A 19,231-nucleotide genomic window follows, 5' to 3' on the forward strand; every position below is an offset into this window, starting at 1 on the left:
TCTTATTACAGTCATAGCCTTTGTATGGCTTTTCTTGATCTGCTGCATCTTGTAGAATGCGCTTCACAAAACCCTGACATTTATTGGGATAACCCAACCTAAAACGCTATGACGCTGCTCGCACTCGGAATCAATCACAAAACTGCACCCATTGCTCTGCGCGAACGCGTTGCGTTCGGGCCGGAGTCGCTGGAGCAGGCCTTAAACAGCCTGTTATCCCAGCCTATGGTGCAGAGCGGCGTCGTGCTCTCTACCTGTAACCGAACCGAGCTGTACCTCAGTGTAGAGCAACAGGTCGATCTTCAGGAACGTCTGGTGCGCTGGCTGTGTGAATACCATCAGCTTGATGAAGCGGACGTGCGCAACAGCCTCTACTGGCATCAGGATAACGAGGCGGTTAGCCACCTGATGCGCGTGGCCAGCGGGCTGGACTCGTTGGTGTTGGGTGAACCCCAGATTCTGGGGCAGGTCAAAAAAGCCTTTGCCGACTCTCAGCGTGGTCATGCGCTGAGCAGCGAGCTGGAACGCATGTTCCAGAAAACCTTCTCGGTGGCCAAACGCGTTCGTACCGAAACCGATATTGGCGCCAATGCTGTCTCCGTGGCCTTTGCCGCCTGTACGCTGGCTCGTCAAATCTTTGAGTCGCTGTCCACGGTGAACGTGCTGCTGGTGGGCGCGGGAGAAACCATCGAACTGGTGGCCCGTCATCTCAGCGAGCATCAGGTGAAAAAGCTGATCATTGCGAACCGTACCCGTGAACGTGCGGAACTGCTGGCTAACGAAGTCGGTGCGGAAGTGATTAGCCTGGCCGATATTGATTCCCGCCTGGCCGATGCCGATATCGTGATTACCTCCACCTCCAGCCCGCTGCCGATCATCGGTAAAGGCATGATGGAGCGCGCGTTAAAAGCGCGTCGTAATCAGCCGATGCTGCTGGTGGATATTGCGGTTCCTCGCGATGTGGAGCCGGAAGTGGGCAAATTAGCCAACGCCTATCTTTACAGCGTTGACGATCTGCAGGCCATCATTGAGCAAAACCTTGCCCAGCGCAAAGCCGCTGCGGTGCAGGCCGAAAGCATTGTGGTGCAGGAATGTAGCGATTTTATGGCCTGGCTGCGTTCGCAAGGCGCGGTTAACTCCATTCGTGAGTACCGCTCGCAGGCAGACGATATTCGCGCTGAGCTGGAAGGCCGTGCGCTCCAGGCGCTGCAGCAGGGGGCAGATCCGCAGAAAGTCATGCAGGAACTGGCCCATAAGCTGACCAACCGTTTGATTCATGCTCCAACCAAATCTCTTCAGCAGGCCGCCCGCGACGGCGATAGCGAACGCCTGCAGATTTTACGCGACAGCCTGGGTCTCGATTAGGCACACTGCTGTCGTCATCTGTTACGGGAATCCCACAGTTAAATGAAAACCTCTATTGTTGCTAAACTGGAAGCGCTGCAGGAGCGCCACGAAGAAGTGGAAGCGATGCTGGGCGATGCCGGCGTGATTGCCGATCAGGACCGCTTTCGTGCTTTGTCGCGTGAATATGCTCAGTTGACCGATGTCACGCGCTGCTTCCGCGACTGGCAGCAGAACCAGGACGATATCGAAACCGCCAAAATGTTGCTCGACGATCCTGAGATGCGCGATATGGCGCAGGAAGAGCTTCTGGAAGCACGGGAAAAAAGTGAGTCTCTGGAGCAACAGCTGCAGCTGTTACTGCTGCCGAAAGATCCAGACGATGAGCGCGACTGCTTTGTGGAAGTGCGGGCCGGCACCGGCGGCGACGAAGCGGCAATTTTTGCCGGCGATCTGTTCCGGATGTATAGCCGTTACGCCGAGTCACGTCGCTGGCGCGTTGAAATCGTCAGCGCCAACGAGGGCGAACATGGCGGCTACAAAGAAGTGATCGCCCGCGTGATGGGTGAAGGCGCCTACGGCCGCTTTAAATTCGAATCAGGCGGCCATCGCGTTCAGCGTGTGCCAGAAACCGAATCTCAGGGACGCATCCACACTTCCGCCTGTACGGTGGCGGTGATGCCGGAACTGCCGGAGGCCGAGCTGCCGGAGATCAACCCGTCTGATTTGAAAATTGATACGTTCCGCTCCTCAGGGGCCGGTGGCCAGCACGTCAACACCACCGACTCTGCGATTCGTATTACCCACCTGCCAACCGGTATTGTGGTGGAGTGCCAGGACGAACGTTCTCAGCACAAAAACAAAGCCAAAGCCCTGTCCGTACTGGGCGCGCGTATCCATGCGGCCGAAATGGCAAAACGCCACGAAGCTGAGGCCAGTACGCGCCGCAACCTGCTGGGCAGCGGCGACCGTTCTGACCGTATTCGGACCTATAACTTCCCGCAGGGCCGCGTCACCGACCATCGTATCAACCTGACGATCTACCGTCTGGATGAAACCATGGAAGGCAAGCTGGACAGTCTGATTGAACCTATTGTGCAGGAATATCAGGCTGACCAACTGGCCGCGCTGGCCGGTCAGGATTGATGGATATCCGTCACTGGCTTAAACAGGCGGTCGCCACCTTGTGTGGGGGCGACAGTCCGAAACGAGACGCAGAGATTTTGCTGGGGTTTGTGACCGGTAAATCCCGCAGCTGGCTGGTGGCGTTTGATGAAACTCTCCTGACGGAAGCGCAGCTGCAAGAGTTAGACGTGCTGCTGGCGCGTCGCGCCCGGGGCGAACCTGTTGCGCATCTGATCGGCGAGCGGGAGTTCTGGTCGCTGCCGCTGCAGGTGAACGACGCGACGCTGATCCCCCGTCCTGACACCGAAATACTGGTGGAGCAGGCGCTGGCGCATCTGCCTGAGTCACCCGCACGCGTCCTGGATATGGGCACCGGAAGCGGGGCGATAGCCCTGGCGATTGCCAGCGAACGTCCGGATTGCGACGTCATCGGTGTCGATCGCATTCCTGCCGCGGTCGCGCTGGCTCAACGCAACGCCGCGCATCTGGCCATACCTAACGCCACCTTCATACAAAGCCACTGGTTTACGCAGATTGCGCCAGCCAGATTCGACCTGATTGTCAGTAATCCGCCCTATATCGACGCGAACGATCGCCACCTTAACGAGGGCGATGTGCGTTTTGAGCCACGCAGTGCGCTGGTGGCGGAAGAGGCGGGCCTGGCGGATTTACGGCTGCTGATCGAGCAGGCGATAAACTGGTTACAGCCAGGCGGCTGGCTGCTGCTGGAGCATGGCTGGCAGCAGGACGAAGCCGTGCGCCACTTGATGCAGCAGCATCATTACCTGTCGGTGGCGACGGCGAATGATTATGGCGGTAACCCCCGGGTCACGTTTGGGCAGGCAGCCCCGCACCCGGCCTGAGCGCGCTATTGAAGAATACTCAAGAACAACATGGATGAACGATGTTTGCTTACTATCCGCTAATCAAGAATCTGCACCTGCTGACCGTGGCAGTAACTATTTTGCTGTTTTTGCTGCGATTTTACTGGCAGCGCACAGGCTCTGCGATGCTGCAACGCCGCTGGGTACGCATTCTGCCTCATGTCAATGACACGCTGTTGCTGCTGAGCGGTGCATCGCTGGTGATGATCACCCATTTCTATCCGTTTTCGCCTCAGGGAAGCTGGCTGACTGAGAAGCTGTTAGGCGTTATTATCTATATTGCCCTTGGGTCGGTTGCGTTAAGCCGCCGCCCACGTTCTGACCGCACCCGCTGGATCGCCTTTATCGTGGCATTGATTGCGCTGGTGACGATCATTAAGCTGGCACTGAGTAAAATGCCGTTACTGGGGATAGTATGAGCTCCACCGAACAACTCGATTACAGTGAGACACCGCTGTGTGAGGCAGTGATTGGTGCCACGATGGCCATCCGCACTGATTTCCCGGCGTTGTCGGTTGAAGAACAGTTAGCTGCGTTAGTGGCTGAAGCCCGTGACTACGTCAGTCATGAACAGGATGCCGATTTAAAGCTCGAAAAGCTGCTGGAGCTGTTTTACAAGCAGTGGAAATTTGGCGGTGCCAGCGGCGTCTATAACCTGTCAGATGCGCTCTGGCTGGATAAAGTGTTGAAAACCCGTCAGGGCACGGCGGTATCGCTGGGCGTGATCCTGCTGCATATCGCGGCTGAACTGGAATTACCCCTGATGCCGGTGATTTTCCCGACGCAGCTGATTCTGCGCGCCGACTGGCTCGACGGCGACAAGTGGCTGATTAATCCCTTTAACGGGGAAACCCTGGACACGCACACGCTGGAAGTGTGGCTGAAGGGCAATATCAGTCCGCTGGCGCGTCTGTATGATGACGATCTGGACGAAGCCAAAACCGAGAGCGTCATGCGCAAGATGCTGGATACGCTGAAAGCGGCCCTGATGGAAGAGAAGCAGATGGAGCTGGCCCTGAACGTCAGTCAGGTACTTCTGCGAATTGATCCGGACGATCCCTATGAAATTCGCGATCGTGGTTTAATTTACGCTCAGCTTGAGTGCGAACATATCGCGTTAAATGACTTAACCTACTTCGTTGAACAGTGTCCTGAAGACCCGGTCAGCGAGATGATCAAAGTTCAGATTCACGCAATCGAACAAAAACGCGTGACGCTGCATTAAGCGTCACCCCAGATAAGGAAAGGGCATGACACAGAAAGTCGTCAGTATCGGTGATATCAAGGTCGCAAACGATCTGCCATTTGTTCTCTTCGGCGGCATGAACGTGCTGGAATCTTACGATCTCGCCATGCGCATCTGCGAGCACTATGTAAAAGTGACCGACAAACTCGGCATTCCTTACGTGTTCAAAGCGTCTTTTGACAAAGCCAACCGTTCCTCAATTCACTCTTACCGTGGTCCCGGCCTGGAAGAAGGCATGAAGATTTTTCAGGCGCTGAAGCAGGCGTTTGGCGTGAAAATCATTACCGACGTTCACGAAGCATCCCAGGCCCAGCCGGTTGCCGACGTCGTGGATGTGATTCAGCTGCCGGCTTTCCTGGCGCGTCAGACCGATCTGGTCGAAGCGATGGCAAAAACCGGCGCGGTGATTAACGTCAAGAAGCCGCAGTTTGTCAGCCCCGGCCAGATGGGCAATATCGTGGATAAGTTTGCCGAAGGCGGAAATGACAAAGTCATTCTCTGCGATCGCGGCAGTAACTTCGGCTATGACAACCTGGTTGTGGATATGCTGGGTTTCAACGTGATGAAGAAGGTGACCAATAATTCTCCGGTCATTTTCGACGTGACGCACGCGCTGCAAACCCGCGATCCTTTTGGTGCCGCCTCGGGCGGGCGCCGTGCTCAGGTGGCAGAGCTGGCCCGTGCCGGTATGGCCGTGGGCATTGCGGGTCTGTTTATCGAAGCGCATCCGGAACCCAACAGTGCTAAGTGCGATGGCCCGTCGGCGTTGCCACTGGACAAGCTGGAGCCTTTCCTGGTGCAGATGAAAGCGATTGATGATTTGGTCAAAAGCTTCCCGGCGCTGGATACCAGCAACTAAGCCAGCGGCTGCCGATAAGAAAAAAGAGCGAATAGTCGCTCTTTTTTTTTTCTTGGATCAGCGGATTACAGCATTATCGTCATCAGGTAACCAATAAACAGTGCCAGATGGGCCGCGCCATTCAGTACGTTGGTCCTGCCGGTTGAGAAGCTGATCTGGCACAGAATCAGTGACGCAATCATAATCACCATCTGCGGCGGCTCCAGGCCAAAGATCAGTTCCTGTCCGGTCAGGGTGGCGATGATGGAGACTGCGGGCACCGTCAGTGAAATGGTCGCCAGCACCGAGCCAAAGAACAGGTTCATGGCGCGCTGAACCTGATTCATCAATACAGCCCTTATCGCGCCCAGCCCTTCCGGCGAAAGAATCAATAAGGCCACCAGGAAACCGGTGAACTGCTTAGGTGCGTTCATCTCGCTCAGCAAATGCTCCAGCGGGTTGGCATTCATCTTGGTTACGGCAATGACCGCAATCAGATGGATAATCAGCCAGATAGCGTGCCAGACGCTGCTGTGGGCAGAAGGCTTACCGTGATGGGGATCGCCATCATCGCTTTCATCTTCGTGCTCGTAGATAAACAGGCTCTGGTGCGTTTTAGTCTGAATCAACAAGAAAACGCCATACATTGCGGCAGAAATCGCAGCGATCAGCAGCGCCTGCGCCGTAGTGAAGTTTCCACCCGGCAGAGCATTCGGAAACACCAGAACCAGAATCGCCAACGGGAAAATGGCAATCAGATACTGTTTTACCCCAGCCAGATTCACATACTGAGTGGCAAATTTATTTCCACCCAGCAACAGCGCGAAGCCCACCAGACCGCCGGTCACAATCATGATGATGGAATAAAGCGTATCGCGCATCAGCGCCGGTGCCGCATCGCCGGTGGCCATCAGCGCCGAAATCAGGCTGACCTCGAGGATCACCACAGAAAGACTGAGAATCAGCGAGCCATAGGGTTCACCCAGACGGTGAGCCAGAACGTCCGCATGGCGCACGACGCTGAAGGCGCTGCTGAGGATCGCCAACAGCGCCAGTAAGTTAATACCGACCACAACAGGCAGTGAGGTTTGTGCGCTAAAAAAATAGAGTATGCCCAGGGCAATAAGGGGAAGTATTAGTGAAAACTCTTTGTGACGTGTTTTTTCATGTGAAGGCATTCACCATCCTCTCTGCTGAATAAAAGGGGTAATTCATTTACCCATCATTACATTGAAACTTATAGGTTACGCAGTTTAACTTTTCAATCACAATGAATGTGAAAATTTACCGCTTTTTACTTTCAGGCTTTTTTTGTTTGAAGGGCGAATAACTTTCGCTTATCGCACGTTTCCTCTGTGAAATCAGGCGGAAGAAGATGCAATTACCAGGGTTATCCTGGCATTTAGCCCCATAAAAGGTAGTGAAAGGGGGGCATTAACCTGCCATTGAAGAGAAAAATCGCGGAAGGCACAATAAAACCCGGTTTGCATTTATGTCCATCTGCGCCAGACTTACTCATTCCCCTGTTAACTGAGGAGTGGCTATGCCCTATGATAAGCGAAGCGATCTTCCGGAGCCTGTTAAACATGTTCTTCCTGCCCACGCGCAGGACATCTACCAGCAGGCTTTTAACCACGCATGGACAGAGTACAAAGACCCTGACGATCGCCGTGGGGATGAATCCCGTGAAGAGGTTGCACATAAGGTGGCCTGGGCCGCGGTGAAGCATGAATATCAAAAAGGGGATGATGATAAATGGCATCCTAAAAAATAACATCCGCTCAGCCGACGCGCTCACCCATCCCGCCCCGAACGGGATGCTGTGTTTCTGCTTCAACGCCTGCCCCAATAATGATGTCGCCTGCCAACGCAGGCGCGGCAGCCTCCGCCGTTGTCCCTCATGCGCCCAATCCGATATTAACGAACTGTCGTATTTGTTTCGTATTTTTTATTAATAAAAAGCCGTTATTATCGTGTCCATAATCCGCGATAACGAGCTGTTACATCTCAGCATTTTTTAAAATAAGATTTTGGTATGTAATTAACCTTTCTTTTAATACCGCAATATAAGTAGATTTTTACTTTCTACTCCGACTCTTGCTTGCAACTCATTGTGTTAATAATTAATGTCAGTTAAATGAACAGAGCGTGAATCAGTGAATGTTGAACGTCACAGAGCAGAGGAGCCACTTGCACAGGATGTGATGAACGTTGAGGAGGTCGCATTGCTAACCCGGGAATTCTTATTAAAAGCAGATTGTAAAACGTCATTTGGTGATATCGAGGAAACACTCCTGTGGAGTTGTGAACAGCGTGCAGCATCGCTGGCAGCAACCCTGGCGTGTCGGCCCGATCACAGCCCGGTATGGATCTTCGGCTACGGTTCGCTGATGTGGAACCCGGTATTTGAGGCAGACGAGGTGGCATCGGCGTCACTGGACGGCTGGCATCGGGCATTCTGTTTACGCCTCACGGCAGGACGCGGCACGGCTGCACATCCGGGCCGCATGCTGGCGCTGAAAGAGGGCGGAATGACCCAAGGGCTGGCCTTTCGTCTGCCGGAAGCGCGCCTGCATGACGAGCTGGCGCTGCTGTGGAAGCGAGAAATGATTACCGGCTGCTACCTGCCGACCTGGTGTGAACTTTCACTGGAAGACGGCCGCCGCGTGACCGCGCTGGTGTTTATTATGGATCCGCGTCACCCGCTGTATGAGGATGACACCTGTCCGCAGGCCGTTGCGCCATTGATTGCCGCGGCTACCGGGCCGTTGGGGTCGAATGCCCAGTATTTGTTCTCGCTGGAAGCCGAGCTGACCCGGCGCGGGATGGAGGAGGAAGACCTGATCCGTCTGGCGCACCAGGTACGTGCGTTGCAACAAGACTGGCTGAAACAGGCCTGAGCCAGCAAATCCTTGAGCAAAACGGGCAGCCAGGCTGCCCTGATCCTGTATTGACGCGCACTAATTGGTGGGATTAATCAGCCAGGTGCCGGGTTTATCGATCACCAGTGACTGACTGCGCAGCCTGTTACCGGCGCGTACGTCAATGCGGTACTGCCCGGCGGCCAGGTTGAGCACCGCAAAACCGTTGCTGCTGGCACGTACTGCAACGGGCTGGCCGTTCAGTACCACCTGCTCGTCGTTGGTGAGCTTAAGGTAAACCATCGCCAGCCCGGCAGGCACCGTGCCTGTTACGGCGCCCGATGATGACGGGCCCTTACTGACGAGGGACGCCGCAGGCGCGCGCGAATTCTCAATCCAGACCACCACCGCAACGGCAATCAGCGCCACAGCGGCCAGTGCCACTAATCCTGGCGACAGACGACGGACGTTACGTCCGGTCACGGGTTCTGCCGCCGTGGCACCATGATTCATTGCTAACACGACCGGTGGCGCGGTATCTGCTGAGGCGGCCTCGCTGTTATTCTGCTCGTCGTTACGCTGTTGCAGGCTGTTTACCACCGCCTCAACGTCGCTAACCGGCAAATCAATTAACGCGGCAAACTCATCGATATTCTGCGGGCGATCGTGGGGCTTCATCATCAGCGCGCAGTCAATCGCGTGCAGCAGCGGCAGCGAGTAACCTGCCGGTTTGCGCGTGACCAGCGGCAGGTAGTTATCTTCAATGCAGCGCACCACGCTGACCGGCGGCGGGGCGCCTGTAATCAGCGTATGTAATACGGCGCCCAGGGCATAAATATCCGTCCACGGCCCTTGTTCGCTTTCACCTTCTTCGCTGTACTGCTCAATCGGTGCAAACCCCGGCTTGAGCATGATTTCGGTTTCGTCGGACAGGTTGCCAATTTCTTTACGGGCGGAGCCAAAGTCGAGCAGGACCGGCAGCTGATTTTCCTGAATCTGGATGTTGTCCAGCGAGATATCGCGATGCAGATAGCCAGCCTGATGAATGGTGTTAATCGCCCCTAACAGCGGCGGCAGCAGGCGGCGAATCCAGGCTTCTGAAATCGCCTCATGGCTGGTGATCTGCCACTCTTTCAACGTCATGCCGTTGTAGTAGAGCGTTCCCATATAGGCGGTGCCGTTCTGTTCCCAGAAACGCAGAACGTGCAGCAGGCCGGGATGGTTAAAGCGCGCCAGCAGTCGGGCTTCCTGAATAAAACTGTTCAGACCGGCGTTAAACAGCTTTTGAAAGCGTTCACCGCGCAGCTCCAGCGATAAGTCTTGTGTTCTGACCGCCAGCGACACAGGCATGTACTCTTTGATCGCAATGGTGCGTTCAAGTTGATGATCCCATGCGCGATAGACAATGCCGAAACCGCCGCCGCCAATCACCTCTTTAATTTCGAACTCGTTAAAACGATATCCGTCAGGTAAGGCATTCGGTATTGTTTTCTGACTGTCATTAGCCGACATAATAGACTCTCTGAACGGGGCCTGCTTGTCAGGCTACGCGGTAATTAATTGATGTTACGCCATGCACCTGCGCCAGGATCGACCCGATCCGCGCGCAAGGCATCGACAAGTAACACATTCACTTTTTGCGACGACGTAAAACCGGTTGCCCAGCGGCTGCGCAGGGTGCTGATGCGCGAGGCCAGCGCGGTAGTATCCTGCTGTGTCGTCGCCTGATCGGCTTTGATCAATAAGGTTCCGTCAAAGCGCCACAGATGCTGCTGTTCATCAAAGGGCAATACAATCCAGCTGTCTGGCGCATCGGATCGGGCCAGAATCATACGCTGTTTATTCACATCCACAATTTGCAGGCGTTGGTCGGTGAGCGTCAGGTTGGCAAGGGGATAACCCTGGTAAAAACTGACCGCAACCGTCTGTGGCTGCGCGCCACCGCTCAGGGTTATTTCACTTTTGCCTTCCAGCCAGCCCTCAGATGAGCACTGCTGCTTACCTTTGTCGGGCACAAATATCGACAGTCCACGCTCGTCCCACGCGGTGCGGAAACGGCAGCCGTTCGGTAAAGCGAAATGCTGCAGCGGCGTGTTGTCTGCCGGACGCGACGGACTGGCTGCGCTGGCCCGTGGTGCCGGGGCGGCTGCATCGGTATTCACGATCATTCGCCAGTTCTGCAGCTTGCTGGCGCTGCCTGTCGCCAGCACCTTGCCCTCGCCGTTCATCATCTGCCAGGGCAAGACGTCCAGTTCGTTACACTGGTTGGCTAATAGCGTACCCACGCGCGGCAGAAAGGATTTTAAAATCGCTGAATCCTGGTCTTTGCCCGATACGATACGGATCGGTAGCGTTTCCTGGCACCAGTCATCAGGCGTTTTGCCCGCAACATTGTCAATGTACACTTCCAGTTCAAGACTGGGTGAATACACCACACGATAATTTTCCGCCTGCGCAGCAAAGGCCATAAACAACGTGGCTATAGCGGGCAACCACAATTTCATAGAGTTCCTTTAATCAATAGCCTGAGGGCAGAAAACGTGCTGAGTCAGCCAGCGTGTAGAGCAGGGTGGCATCCTGCGGCTCACCGATCCACACCGCCAGGGCGCTGAGGTTGTCTTTCTTTACGTCGCGGCTCACCGCCTGCGCCATTAACGTCAGCCACTCATCACAGTCATTGACCATGCGCAGAGCCTGTTCCATTTCCGTGGTGGTCAGATTCAGCCAGAAACCGTCGCTACAGACTAAAAACGCATCCCCATCTTCCAGCAAAATTTCGTCAGCGAAGGTCACAGGATGAGCGGGTTCTATGCCGAGCGCATTATAGAGTAAATTACTGTTAATTCCGGTATTTTCATAGCCCGCATCGCTCAACTTTTGCGCCAGGCTGTGGTCGCGGGTCACCTCATTCAGCACCCCGTGACGAAAGTGATAAACCCTGCTGTCACCTGCGTGCGCCCACCATGCGCGCTGTCGGGTGCGGTCGATAAACAGGCCCGCAAGCGTGGTGCACATGGTGGAAAAATTCGGATTATTACCCTGGGCCATTTCAAGTATTGAACGGCACTTTTCCACCGCCTGATGCGTCACGGCGGGGGTAACCTGCTCGCAATCCTGCAATTGTTCAATCAGCACATCGCATACCAGCTGTGCGGCCTGATCGCCGCCGGGCAGGCCAGCCACGCCGTCACACACGACAAAGCAGGCTTTGCGCGCATCCAGTATCACACCGGTTCGATCCTGATTCTCATCGCGCAGCCCCTGCTGACAATGACTGGCAAAGGCAATATTCATGCGTCGTCCGTGCGCGTCTGGGAGTCTTTATACTGATTGACCTCCATGTCGTAGGCATGCAGGAAGGCTTCCCCAAAGAGCGTATGAAAATCGTCTTCGATCTCGCCGGCGGTGCGCTGGTAGCGACGAGTAAAATAGTCCCACAGGGCGGCTTTCTTAAAGGACGAGAACGGGGTTTTGGATACGGCACCGTCAGCGCGCGCCTGCTCCTCCAGTCCCTGAGGATTAAACGACTGCAGCATCGCGGCGATAATCGCGCGGATCCCGGCAATCATGCCCAGCTGGTGCGCCTGCAGATCGACCAGCGCATCGCGCACGGCCTGCTCGGGCTGCATAAAACCCGGCATCTGGCTCTGGTACATCTGCATCAGAACCGTTTTGCCTGAAGGCAGGATTTTGAACGGATTATTTGCCTCGTTCAGGATCATCGTCATTTCGGCTTTCACGCCACGTTTCAGAATGGAACGTGATGACAGCAGGGCAACCGTCCCCTGCGAGAACAGGCTCAACATTCTGCCCGTGGTGCGCATTTGCTCTTCGCTGATAGCCGTATTATGGCCGTTATTAAGGCCCATGCCGTCGAGCAGGGCCGCCACCAGTTTGTCCTGCTCCACTCCAGCGGCGAAGGGTACGTGAAAAGTTTCGCTGGTCTGGGGATCAATGGCCAGCCTCGCGTCGCCGCGCCGTTCCGGCCGCTTCACTACAGGCTCTTCCACCACTTCCTCTACGTCGGCATGGTCGGGAATATCCAGCGGATTCGTTCGCGTCGCGGCATCGGTAAAAAACGCCAGGGGATCGCTGTTTACGCCGTGAACTGCCGGATCGCGCACGTCGATGGCGTAGTCACCAATGCGCAGGGCGTCGCCGTGCTTCAGGCGCACCTGCACGCCACGCTTCAGCGCCACACCGTTATGTTCAACAGGCGTGACGCTGCCCTGATTGGTCAGACGGCATTCGCCTTCGCCTGACAGGTGCACCAGCGCCTGCAGGCGGGAAATAGAACGGGCTTCATCCGGTAGCACCAGGTCGTTATCCTGGCTGCGGCCAATCGTGCCGCCGGGGGGATGAAAGGTGACGGTTTTCACCGGAACATCAGACGTGCATTGAACGATGGTAAATTGCATGAGTTATCCCGTCAGTGAGGACAGTAGCAACGCCTCACTCAAACATCGGTGGATAGAGGCCATTGCGACCCGGCTGTGCACCTGCCGCCGGATTAAACAGTAATGAGAACAGTTCGGGGGTGAGGTTGCCGCTATGCTTGTGCGTGGCATGAACGAAACCGTCACTGCGATTGCTCCACCAGTAACTAATATGTTGCTGAGGGTCGAAACGTTCAGCAACGTCCTGCCAGCTCAGGGTGCAAGGTAAATCCTGGAAACCGATTACATCCATGATATCGGAGTGCTGCTGTACCGGGATCATCAGCGGCGTCATGGTCTGGATCGCCTGTTCCAGCTGTGCCGGACTCTGCTGCTGCGTCACGGCGTTCAACAGTGTCGCGCCCAGATCCCGATACCAGTCGCCCGAAATCGTTAACTGTGCCGGATGCCACTGGGCCAGGGGGAAACTCAGCAGCGCCAGCAGTGGCCAGGCACGGCCTACCCGATCGCAGGAGGGCAGCAGGCAACCCATTTGCACCTGATTGCGTATTGGGGTGATCGGTAACACAAAATTCCAGACCGGGGCGCGCAGGAAGTCGGCGCTCACCGCATCATCCTGATGATGCCAGTGCACCAGACCTTGCTGAAACCAGTGGTTCCAGGGCGCAATCAGCTGCTCGGTTAACCGATGATGCAAAAAGTCCCCCGTGGAGGGTAATTTACCGTACCAGCCAGGGGCCAGAGAGACAGGCATGTTCACCTCGCTATTATGGGTTATGCGTCGTCAGGCGCTGAGCTTTGCGCGGCGCAGTGGCCAGCAGGGTACTGTCGCGACCCGCATTATTTAAGTTATCAGCCAGCTTGCGCATCATCAGCGCATTGTCGCGCGCGTAGGGTGACGACTGAATTTGCTGATCGAGCAGCTGACTCAGGTGCCAGTCCAGCTGCTGCAAATCCCGGGCGCTGACCTTCTCCGGTAACGAATGCTGCAGATTCTGCAGCAGCCAGGCGCGGAGGAATTCCCCATCATAATTTCTCGGCTGATACAGCATCTGATAAGCACGCAGCGCATTTCGGCTGTACTCGTTATCATCCCCCGGGTCATTACGCAGCAGGTTGGTGATCTGTTGCGCCACGCGGGGCAGCAATAAAGACTTAAGCGCATTTTGATAAAGCGCCCAGGCTGCATCGCTGACCTGGTTTCCACGATATAAACCGGCTCGCATAGTAAGCGGCGGATTATCGAGAGAAAACTGGTCGGACACGGGTAACTTCACCAGGTTATTCAGAAAGGGTAGCAGATCAAAAATATTATCAGCGGGCTGATGTATCACCTGCTGACTTTGTTGTGAGATAACCGGCAATCGCGCCGTAACCTGCTGCAGATAGTGTTGGTTCTGATAGTAACTCGTCAGCCATAAGCCGCTCATGATCACCAGCGCGCCGGCCAGCATGCCGTAGCCAATCCAGTGCAGCAGCTGATTGCGGTACTCCCAGCGACGGTTGCTGCCCGCCAGACCACTCTCCCTGAACACCAGATTGCTCAGCAGATCGCGAATAAAAAAGCTCTGGCCTTTATTTCCGGGAATCGGGCTGCTGCGGTTCACGCGGTCCCAGGCGGCAATCGAATGGGAACCGGCCTGGCGCAGTTGCAGTTTGCGGCTGAGCTCACCCATTACTCTGTCGAAAGGTAAGCCCTCCTGGGTGCCGCTGGTAAAGAACAGCCCGCGCGGATTCCAGGCGACGGTTTCAGCGCGGGGTGAAAACACAATGTCCAGGTATTCGCTGAGCAGCGGGCGCAGAGACGAGAACTCCTGAGGAAACAAGAAACACTCTGCCCGCTCATTGAGATCGCGCTCGTGGGTCATCTGATCGGCCAGCTGTAGCTGCAGCTTCTGCTCTAACTGGGTAAACTGCAGGTCAAAGTGCGGATGCCAGTCCTGCTTATTGGGCTTACCGGCATCCCAGGGAAAGGTGAATCCCCAGATGGCATCGCGTCGGGCTTTATCCAGCGAGCCGTGATAGCTCATAAAGCCTTTCAGCAGGTCGGTCTTGGTCACCATGATATACACGGGAAAGTGAATACCGGTGTGCTGATGCAGTTCGTTCAGGCGGTCGCGCAGGGCGTTAGCCTGCTCAAAACGCGCCTCGGCCGAGTCGCTCAGCAAATCTGCGACGCTGATGCTCATGATAACGCCATTGATCGGCTGTCGGGCACGATAGCGCTTCAGCAGATTAATAAAGCTCTGCCACTCGCTGGCATCACGGGCGCGTTGACTCTCCTGTAACGCATAACGTCCGGCTGTGTCGATCAATACCGCACTGTCGGTGAACCACCAGTCGCAGTTGCGTGTTCCGCCGACGCCGCGCACAGCCTCGTTACCAAAAGTATCGGTAAGGGGAAACTTCAGTCCGGCGTTCAGCAACGCGGTGGTTTTACCGGCACCCGGCGCGCCAATCATCAGGTACCAGGGAAGCTGGTAGAGATAATTCGCGTTGATGCGTGCCCACAGGCTGCCCTGACGCCGGCCAAAATGGGTGCGTTTCAGGCGCATGGCCGCTTCGCTAAAACGCTGACTCAGCAGGGCTTCCGTCGCCTGACGCTCGGCGGGATCGTCGCTTTCAACCACCTGCAGCCGATCCAGCAGACGACTGTTATACCAGGCACGGTAAGCCGCAGGGATTAACTGAAGCACGATCCAAAGCAGATAAAGCGTGCTCACGGCGATTTCGCGGTGCAGGGCGGGTTCAAGCGGACGGGTTTCATTCCAGGTGATAAGCGGCCCCAGCATCCACAACAGGCAACTCAGTGCTGTTACACCGATAAAGCTCCACAGCAGTCGATGCGTTAAAAATAAGCGAAAAGAAGCGCGCATCAGTGTGTTCCTTGGTGAGTGCTCAGTGTTTCAGGTGCAGCGAACAGCGTAATTTCAACACGGCGGTTGCGGGTTCGGTTCTCGCTGCTGTCGTTCGGCAGCAGGGGATCGCTGTCACCGCGTCCTTCAGAGCGGATAACGTGGGTGTCAGCGAGCTGCACCTGCAGCAGTTGGCTGACGGAACGCGCCCGGGCAAAAGAAAATTCGTAGCTGGAGGCAAAGCGGCTGCCGTCCACGGGCTTGTCGTCGGTAAACACCGACACCAGAATCGTGCCCTTCACATCTTTCATCGCGCTGGAAACCCGGGCCAGGATGGCCCGTCCTACCGGGTTGATGACCGTTCCCTGCTCGGCAAACAGCTTGTCAGCAGGAATAATCACCTTGCTGCCAAACGCGCCATCACTGACCTCCAGCTGACCGGCGGCGATCACGTCATTGAGCCGCTGGCGTAAATCCAGCAGGGCCTGCGGCGAGGAGGGGCGGCGATTTACCGTGATTTGCGGCAGCGGCATGTTGTAGAGGCTGCGCAGCAGCGGTTCGGCCGCATTGCCTAGTCGCCAGTTCAGCCCGCTGTAAATCAGACAGCCGATCAGGGCGACGAGCATCGCACAGGTCCAGAGCGGCACCATCGGCCGCGCGAGCGTGCTGACCAGCGGATGCACCTGCACCAGCGGGGCGGAATCGGTACTTTGCTGAGCGCGGGTTTCATCAATCAGGGCCTTGAGTCGTGCCCGCAGGCTGTCGCACTGCGCCCGGCCTTTTTCACTGCCCCGATAACGACCTTCATAACCCAGTAACAGACAGTAATGGATGATTTCCAGCAGCCAGAGATGTTGCTGAGGGCTTTGCGAGATGCGAGACAGCAGCTGAAAGAATTTTTCACCGCCCCAGCTTTCATTGTGAAAGGTGACCAGCATGCCGTTACCGGACCAGACGCCGCGCGTGCCCCAGGGCGTTTGCGCGGCCGCCTCATCCAGCGCGCTACAGACGCAGTAACGTGCGCCAATGATCATTTCAAACGGCAACCCCGCCTGCTTGCAGCGCTGTTCAAAGACGCGCACTTCATCAATCAGTGACTGACGTAAACCCGCAGGATCGTCGTGCGTGGCGGCCTGACGAATCTGCACCACCGCATTCAGCAGTGGCGCGGCCGCTTTAAGCAAAAGATTTTCGGTACCCGAGGTCGTGACCTCTCGCGGTGAGGATTCCACGCTCATTACTGTGTGTTCTTCCCGCGACAGATAGCGTTTCTGGCAACGTGACCAGCACGGCAGGTAGTTAATTTCATTAGTTCAGAATCCAGGTCGCCGTCGCGGTATTACGACAGGCTTTGCTGTCGCCTCCGACGTCAACGCACACTTGTTTAGTTTTTCGCGGACGCGGACGGTCATTGCGTAACGTGTCATCATAACGATGACTTTCTACGCCCGCCTTCAGCGGCACGTAACCGGTTAACATGCCATCCGGCTTATCAGCAATGGCCAGCCAGTGGTTCTCAACGCTGCCAAGAACCTCAAAAGACTTGCCCGCCTCCAGGTAACGAACAACCTTGCCGCCGTAATCGGGTTGGGTCATCACCGACGCCTTGTACAGGGCGCGCCAGGTTTGATTTATGGGCGTAAAGGTTGTTGGTGCCGCCACGGCATGACGGTGTACCAGTTTCACACCGTTCACATCACTGGTGACCAGGGTGTCATCATTCACCGCAGGCGGTGGCGTTTTACAGCCGGACAATAAAAGTCCCGCTAACAGGATAAACGCTAAATTTTTTTTCACCTTTTTCCTCACGATATTATCAATATACCTGCATGTTGTTTATCAGAACACGGCTGTTCACCTTCACTGGGGAGGAAGCGCAGTCGGGTAGGTAAGCCGTTAAGATAATGCGGTAAATGACATTTATCCTGTACAGCGCTCAGTCTACCTAAGACTTTTGAGAATTCAAACCATTGCACCCAATGATATAGCATGGTAAAGCGCGTTCATCACCTTCTTATCACACCGCGTTGTCGTGTCGGTTTCACCTTGCCGCGCACAGGGAAAAGCAGACATGCCGAGGCCAGCCAGACACGTCGGGCTGGATAGTGGCACAGTCAGATGACAGGCAAAAAAAAGCCTAAGCGCCAATAACAATTTAACAGCACGCATTGCCTGGGCTGCGATCCTGGCGGTCATTGTTCAGGCACCCTCATCCTTATGGCCCTGCGATCGGAAGCGGCACGGCTTTTGCTTGACTCTTTTTTTGCATTCAGAGGGTTGAGCAATGGATGACGCACTGAGCTGGTTGCAGGCCTCACGGCAAAGCGATATTGCCAGTCTGGAGCGACTTCGGCAGACCGGTAAATTAATTACTACGGTCAGCGAGCTGGTTCATCAGCTGCAGCGCGAACGGGGGGCCAGCAACCTGTGGATCTGTTCGCAAGGGCGGCTGTATGGCGACGAGCGCAGTGCAAGTGAGCAGGATGTCAGCCGGAGCCAGCTTGCGTTCAGCCGGGCATTACCCAGAGCGGAGGCTCAACCCGGATACAGCCGTTTTTGCAACCTGATCGCGACAGCGTTACAGGCACTGGCAGACTTGCCGGTTCTGCGCCAGAAGATCGCCCGTCAGGACGTCACACATGCGCAGGCGATGGCGGCGTTCAATGCGATTATTCGTAGCCTGCTTAATCTGGTGTTTGAAGCGGCCGACACCGCCAGCCATCCGGAAATTACCCGGGCACTTATCGCCCTGTTCAGCTTTATGCAGGGCAAAGAGCTGACGGGACAGGAGCGGGCCCAGGGCGCGGCCGGATTTGCGGCCGGGGAGTTTACGGCCGAACAGCGCAGCACGATGGTGGCGCTTATTGAGGCGCAGGAACAGAGCTTTAATACCTTTCAGCAGTTTGCCGATGAGACCGTGCTGCGCAACTGGCAGCCGCTGGCGCAGCCCAGCCGGGAAATTGAGCGGCTGAGGCGCATCGCCTGTACCGACGGCAGGCGCGACGACAGCGGGGCGCTGCACTGGTTCTCGCTGCTATCTGAGCGCATCGATCAAATGAAGTCGCTGGAGGACCAACTGTCTGCCGTGCTGATGGCGCACTGCCGGGACGCTATCGCCCTGGCGCAGCATCAGGCTGGCGCGCCCCTGAGCGTGACGCCGTCAGGCTGTGACTTCACGCTCTATGTGTCTGGCGCAGACTGGCTGGCTACCCGGCCCACCGCGCTTAACAGCGAAGGCCTCGCCCCACAGCTGGGGCGATCGTTACTGTCGCTGATTGGTGAGCAGTCTCAGCATCTGCAGCGCCAGGCCAATGAGCTGGCCGCCATGCGCGCCACGCTCGAAGAGCGCAAGCTGCTCGATCAGGCTAAAAACTGGCTGATGCAGCAGCATGGCCTGAGCGAAGAAAAGGCCTGGCAGACGCTGCGCAAAAGCGCGATGGATCAAAACAAACGGCTGCCGGAAATCGCCCAGGCGATCGTGACGGTCGCGGCCACAGTGAAGCGCTAACCCGAAAGGGTTAGCTGCACAACGCTTGTGCGTGACCTGCGTCACCAACGTGCAAAAACGATTAAAAATCCGCCACCTCTCGCCGCGCAGGGCAGACGTGACGGCAAATAATTCTGGCACGCGGTTTGCTTTACCTTAAAGAGTGTACGTATTTGCTTTGCCAACGGCGGTAG

At 56.1% G+C, this 19,231-nt stretch carries 18 protein-coding genes; 9 read left to right on the forward strand and 9 right to left on the reverse strand.

The annotated features are described in order from the left end of the window. Positions 1-108 precede the first annotated feature (108 nt). From hemA to kdsA, 6 genes are read left to right on the forward strand one after another with little or no spacing between them, the layout of a single operon-like run. Entirely contained in the window at positions 109-1,365 is a 1,257-nt protein-coding gene (gene hemA / locus NYE92_RS02180) for a glutamyl-tRNA reductase (RefSeq protein ID WP_014605998.1), read from the forward strand. A 42-nt stretch (positions 1,366-1,407) separates the two neighbouring features. Beyond that, positions 1,408-2,490: a peptide chain release factor 1 gene (gene prfA / locus NYE92_RS02185; RefSeq protein ID WP_013025524.1), complete on the forward strand. Its 1,083-nt coding sequence runs from the start codon at positions 1,408-1,410 to the stop codon at positions 2,488-2,490. After that, complete coding sequence (gene prmC / locus NYE92_RS02190) at positions 2,490-3,332, forward strand: peptide chain release factor N(5)-glutamine methyltransferase (protein WP_259018456.1); 843 nt, start codon at positions 2,490-2,492, stop codon at positions 3,330-3,332. Before prfA ends, prmC begins: the two co-directional genes overlap by 1 nt. A gap of 41 nt (positions 3,333-3,373) precedes the next feature. Then, complete coding sequence (locus NYE92_RS02195; protein WP_013025526.1) at positions 3,374-3,772, forward strand: SirB2 family protein; 399 nt, start codon at positions 3,374-3,376, stop codon at positions 3,770-3,772. After that, complete coding sequence (gene sirB1 / locus NYE92_RS02200; protein WP_014593560.1) at positions 3,769-4,578, forward strand: invasion regulator SirB1; 810 nt, start codon at positions 3,769-3,771, stop codon at positions 4,576-4,578. The genes NYE92_RS02195 and sirB1 overlap by 4 nt, the downstream gene beginning before the upstream one ends. A gap of 25 nt (positions 4,579-4,603) precedes the next feature. Further along, positions 4,604-5,458, forward strand: coding sequence for a 3-deoxy-8-phosphooctulonate synthase (kdsA, locus tag NYE92_RS02205; protein WP_013025528.1), 855 nt, complete (start codon positions 4,604-4,606; stop codon positions 5,456-5,458). Between the two features lie 65 nt (positions 5,459-5,523). Here the strand turns inward: kdsA and chaA are convergent, their stop codons facing one another. Further along, the gene (chaA, locus tag NYE92_RS02210; protein WP_013025529.1) at positions 5,524-6,615 is read right to left on the reverse strand and encodes a sodium-potassium/proton antiporter ChaA; all 1,092 of its coding nucleotides are present in this window, start codon (positions 6,613-6,615) and stop codon (positions 5,524-5,526) included. 365 nt (positions 6,616-6,980) lie between these two features. Between chaA and chaB the strand changes: the two genes are divergently transcribed. Further along, positions 6,981-7,211 carry a putative cation transport regulator ChaB gene (gene chaB / locus NYE92_RS02215; protein ID WP_176017827.1) on the forward strand — a complete coding sequence of 77 codons (231 nt, stop codon included), beginning with the start codon at positions 6,981-6,983 and terminating at the stop codon, positions 7,209-7,211. A gap of 451 nt (positions 7,212-7,662) precedes the next feature. Beyond that, positions 7,663-8,337: a gamma-glutamylcyclotransferase gene (locus NYE92_RS02220; protein WP_024472169.1), complete on the forward strand. Its 675-nt coding sequence runs from the start codon at positions 7,663-7,665 to the stop codon at positions 8,335-8,337. A 60-nt stretch (positions 8,338-8,397) separates the two neighbouring features. Here NYE92_RS02220 and NYE92_RS02225 read toward each other — a convergent pair whose 3' ends face one another. The 8 genes from NYE92_RS02225 to NYE92_RS02260 form a co-directional block, all read right to left on the reverse strand. Further along, positions 8,398-9,810 carry a serine/threonine-protein kinase gene (locus tag NYE92_RS02225; RefSeq protein WP_259018457.1) on the reverse strand — a complete coding sequence of 471 codons (1,413 nt, stop codon included), beginning with the start codon at positions 9,808-9,810 and terminating at the stop codon, positions 8,398-8,400. 44 nt (positions 9,811-9,854) lie between these two features. Beyond that, positions 9,855-10,802, reverse strand: coding sequence for a hypothetical protein (locus NYE92_RS02230; RefSeq protein ID WP_014605993.1), 948 nt, complete (start codon positions 10,800-10,802; stop codon positions 9,855-9,857). Positions 10,803-10,815: 13 nt separating this feature from the next. Further along, on the reverse strand, positions 10,816-11,592 hold the full coding sequence (locus tag NYE92_RS02235; protein ID WP_013025534.1) for a PP2C family serine/threonine-protein phosphatase: 777 nt from the start codon (positions 11,590-11,592) through the stop codon (positions 10,816-10,818). After that, positions 11,589-12,716, reverse strand: a complete 1,128-nt coding sequence (tagH, locus tag NYE92_RS02240) for a type VI secretion system-associated FHA domain protein TagH (protein ID WP_013025535.1) — start codon at positions 12,714-12,716, stop codon at positions 11,589-11,591. The genes NYE92_RS02235 and tagH overlap by 4 nt, the downstream gene beginning before the upstream one ends. 34 nt (positions 12,717-12,750) lie before the next feature. Continuing rightward, complete coding sequence (gene tagF / locus NYE92_RS02245) at positions 12,751-13,449, reverse strand: type VI secretion system-associated protein TagF (protein WP_014593563.1); 699 nt, start codon at positions 13,447-13,449, stop codon at positions 12,751-12,753. A 13-nt stretch (positions 13,450-13,462) separates the two neighbouring features. Beyond that, on the reverse strand, positions 13,463-15,571 hold the full coding sequence (gene tssM, locus NYE92_RS02250; RefSeq protein WP_013025537.1) for a type VI secretion system membrane subunit TssM: 2,109 nt from the start codon (positions 15,569-15,571) through the stop codon (positions 13,463-13,465). Continuing rightward, positions 15,571-16,788, reverse strand: a complete 1,218-nt coding sequence (icmH, locus tag NYE92_RS02255; RefSeq protein ID WP_259018460.1) for a type IVB secretion system protein IcmH/DotU — start codon at positions 16,786-16,788, stop codon at positions 15,571-15,573. Before icmH ends, tssM begins: the two co-directional genes overlap by 1 nt. 70 nt (positions 16,789-16,858) lie before the next feature. Further along, on the reverse strand, positions 16,859-17,347 hold the full coding sequence (locus tag NYE92_RS02260; protein WP_015700446.1) for an SH3 domain-containing protein: 489 nt from the start codon (positions 17,345-17,347) through the stop codon (positions 16,859-16,861). 487 nt (positions 17,348-17,834) lie between these two features. Between NYE92_RS02260 and NYE92_RS02265 the strand changes: the two genes are divergently transcribed. Next, a complete protein-coding gene (locus NYE92_RS02265) occupies positions 17,835-19,058 on the forward strand; it encodes a nitrate regulatory protein (RefSeq protein ID WP_064373651.1) in 1,224 nt (407 codons plus the stop codon). Positions 19,059-19,231 lie beyond the last annotated feature (173 nt).

The sequence above is a fragment of the Pantoea sp. B566 genome (assembly GCF_024793925.1).
In the GTDB taxonomy this organism is placed as follows: Bacteria; Pseudomonadota; Gammaproteobacteria; order Enterobacterales; family Enterobacteriaceae; genus Pantoea; species Pantoea ananatis.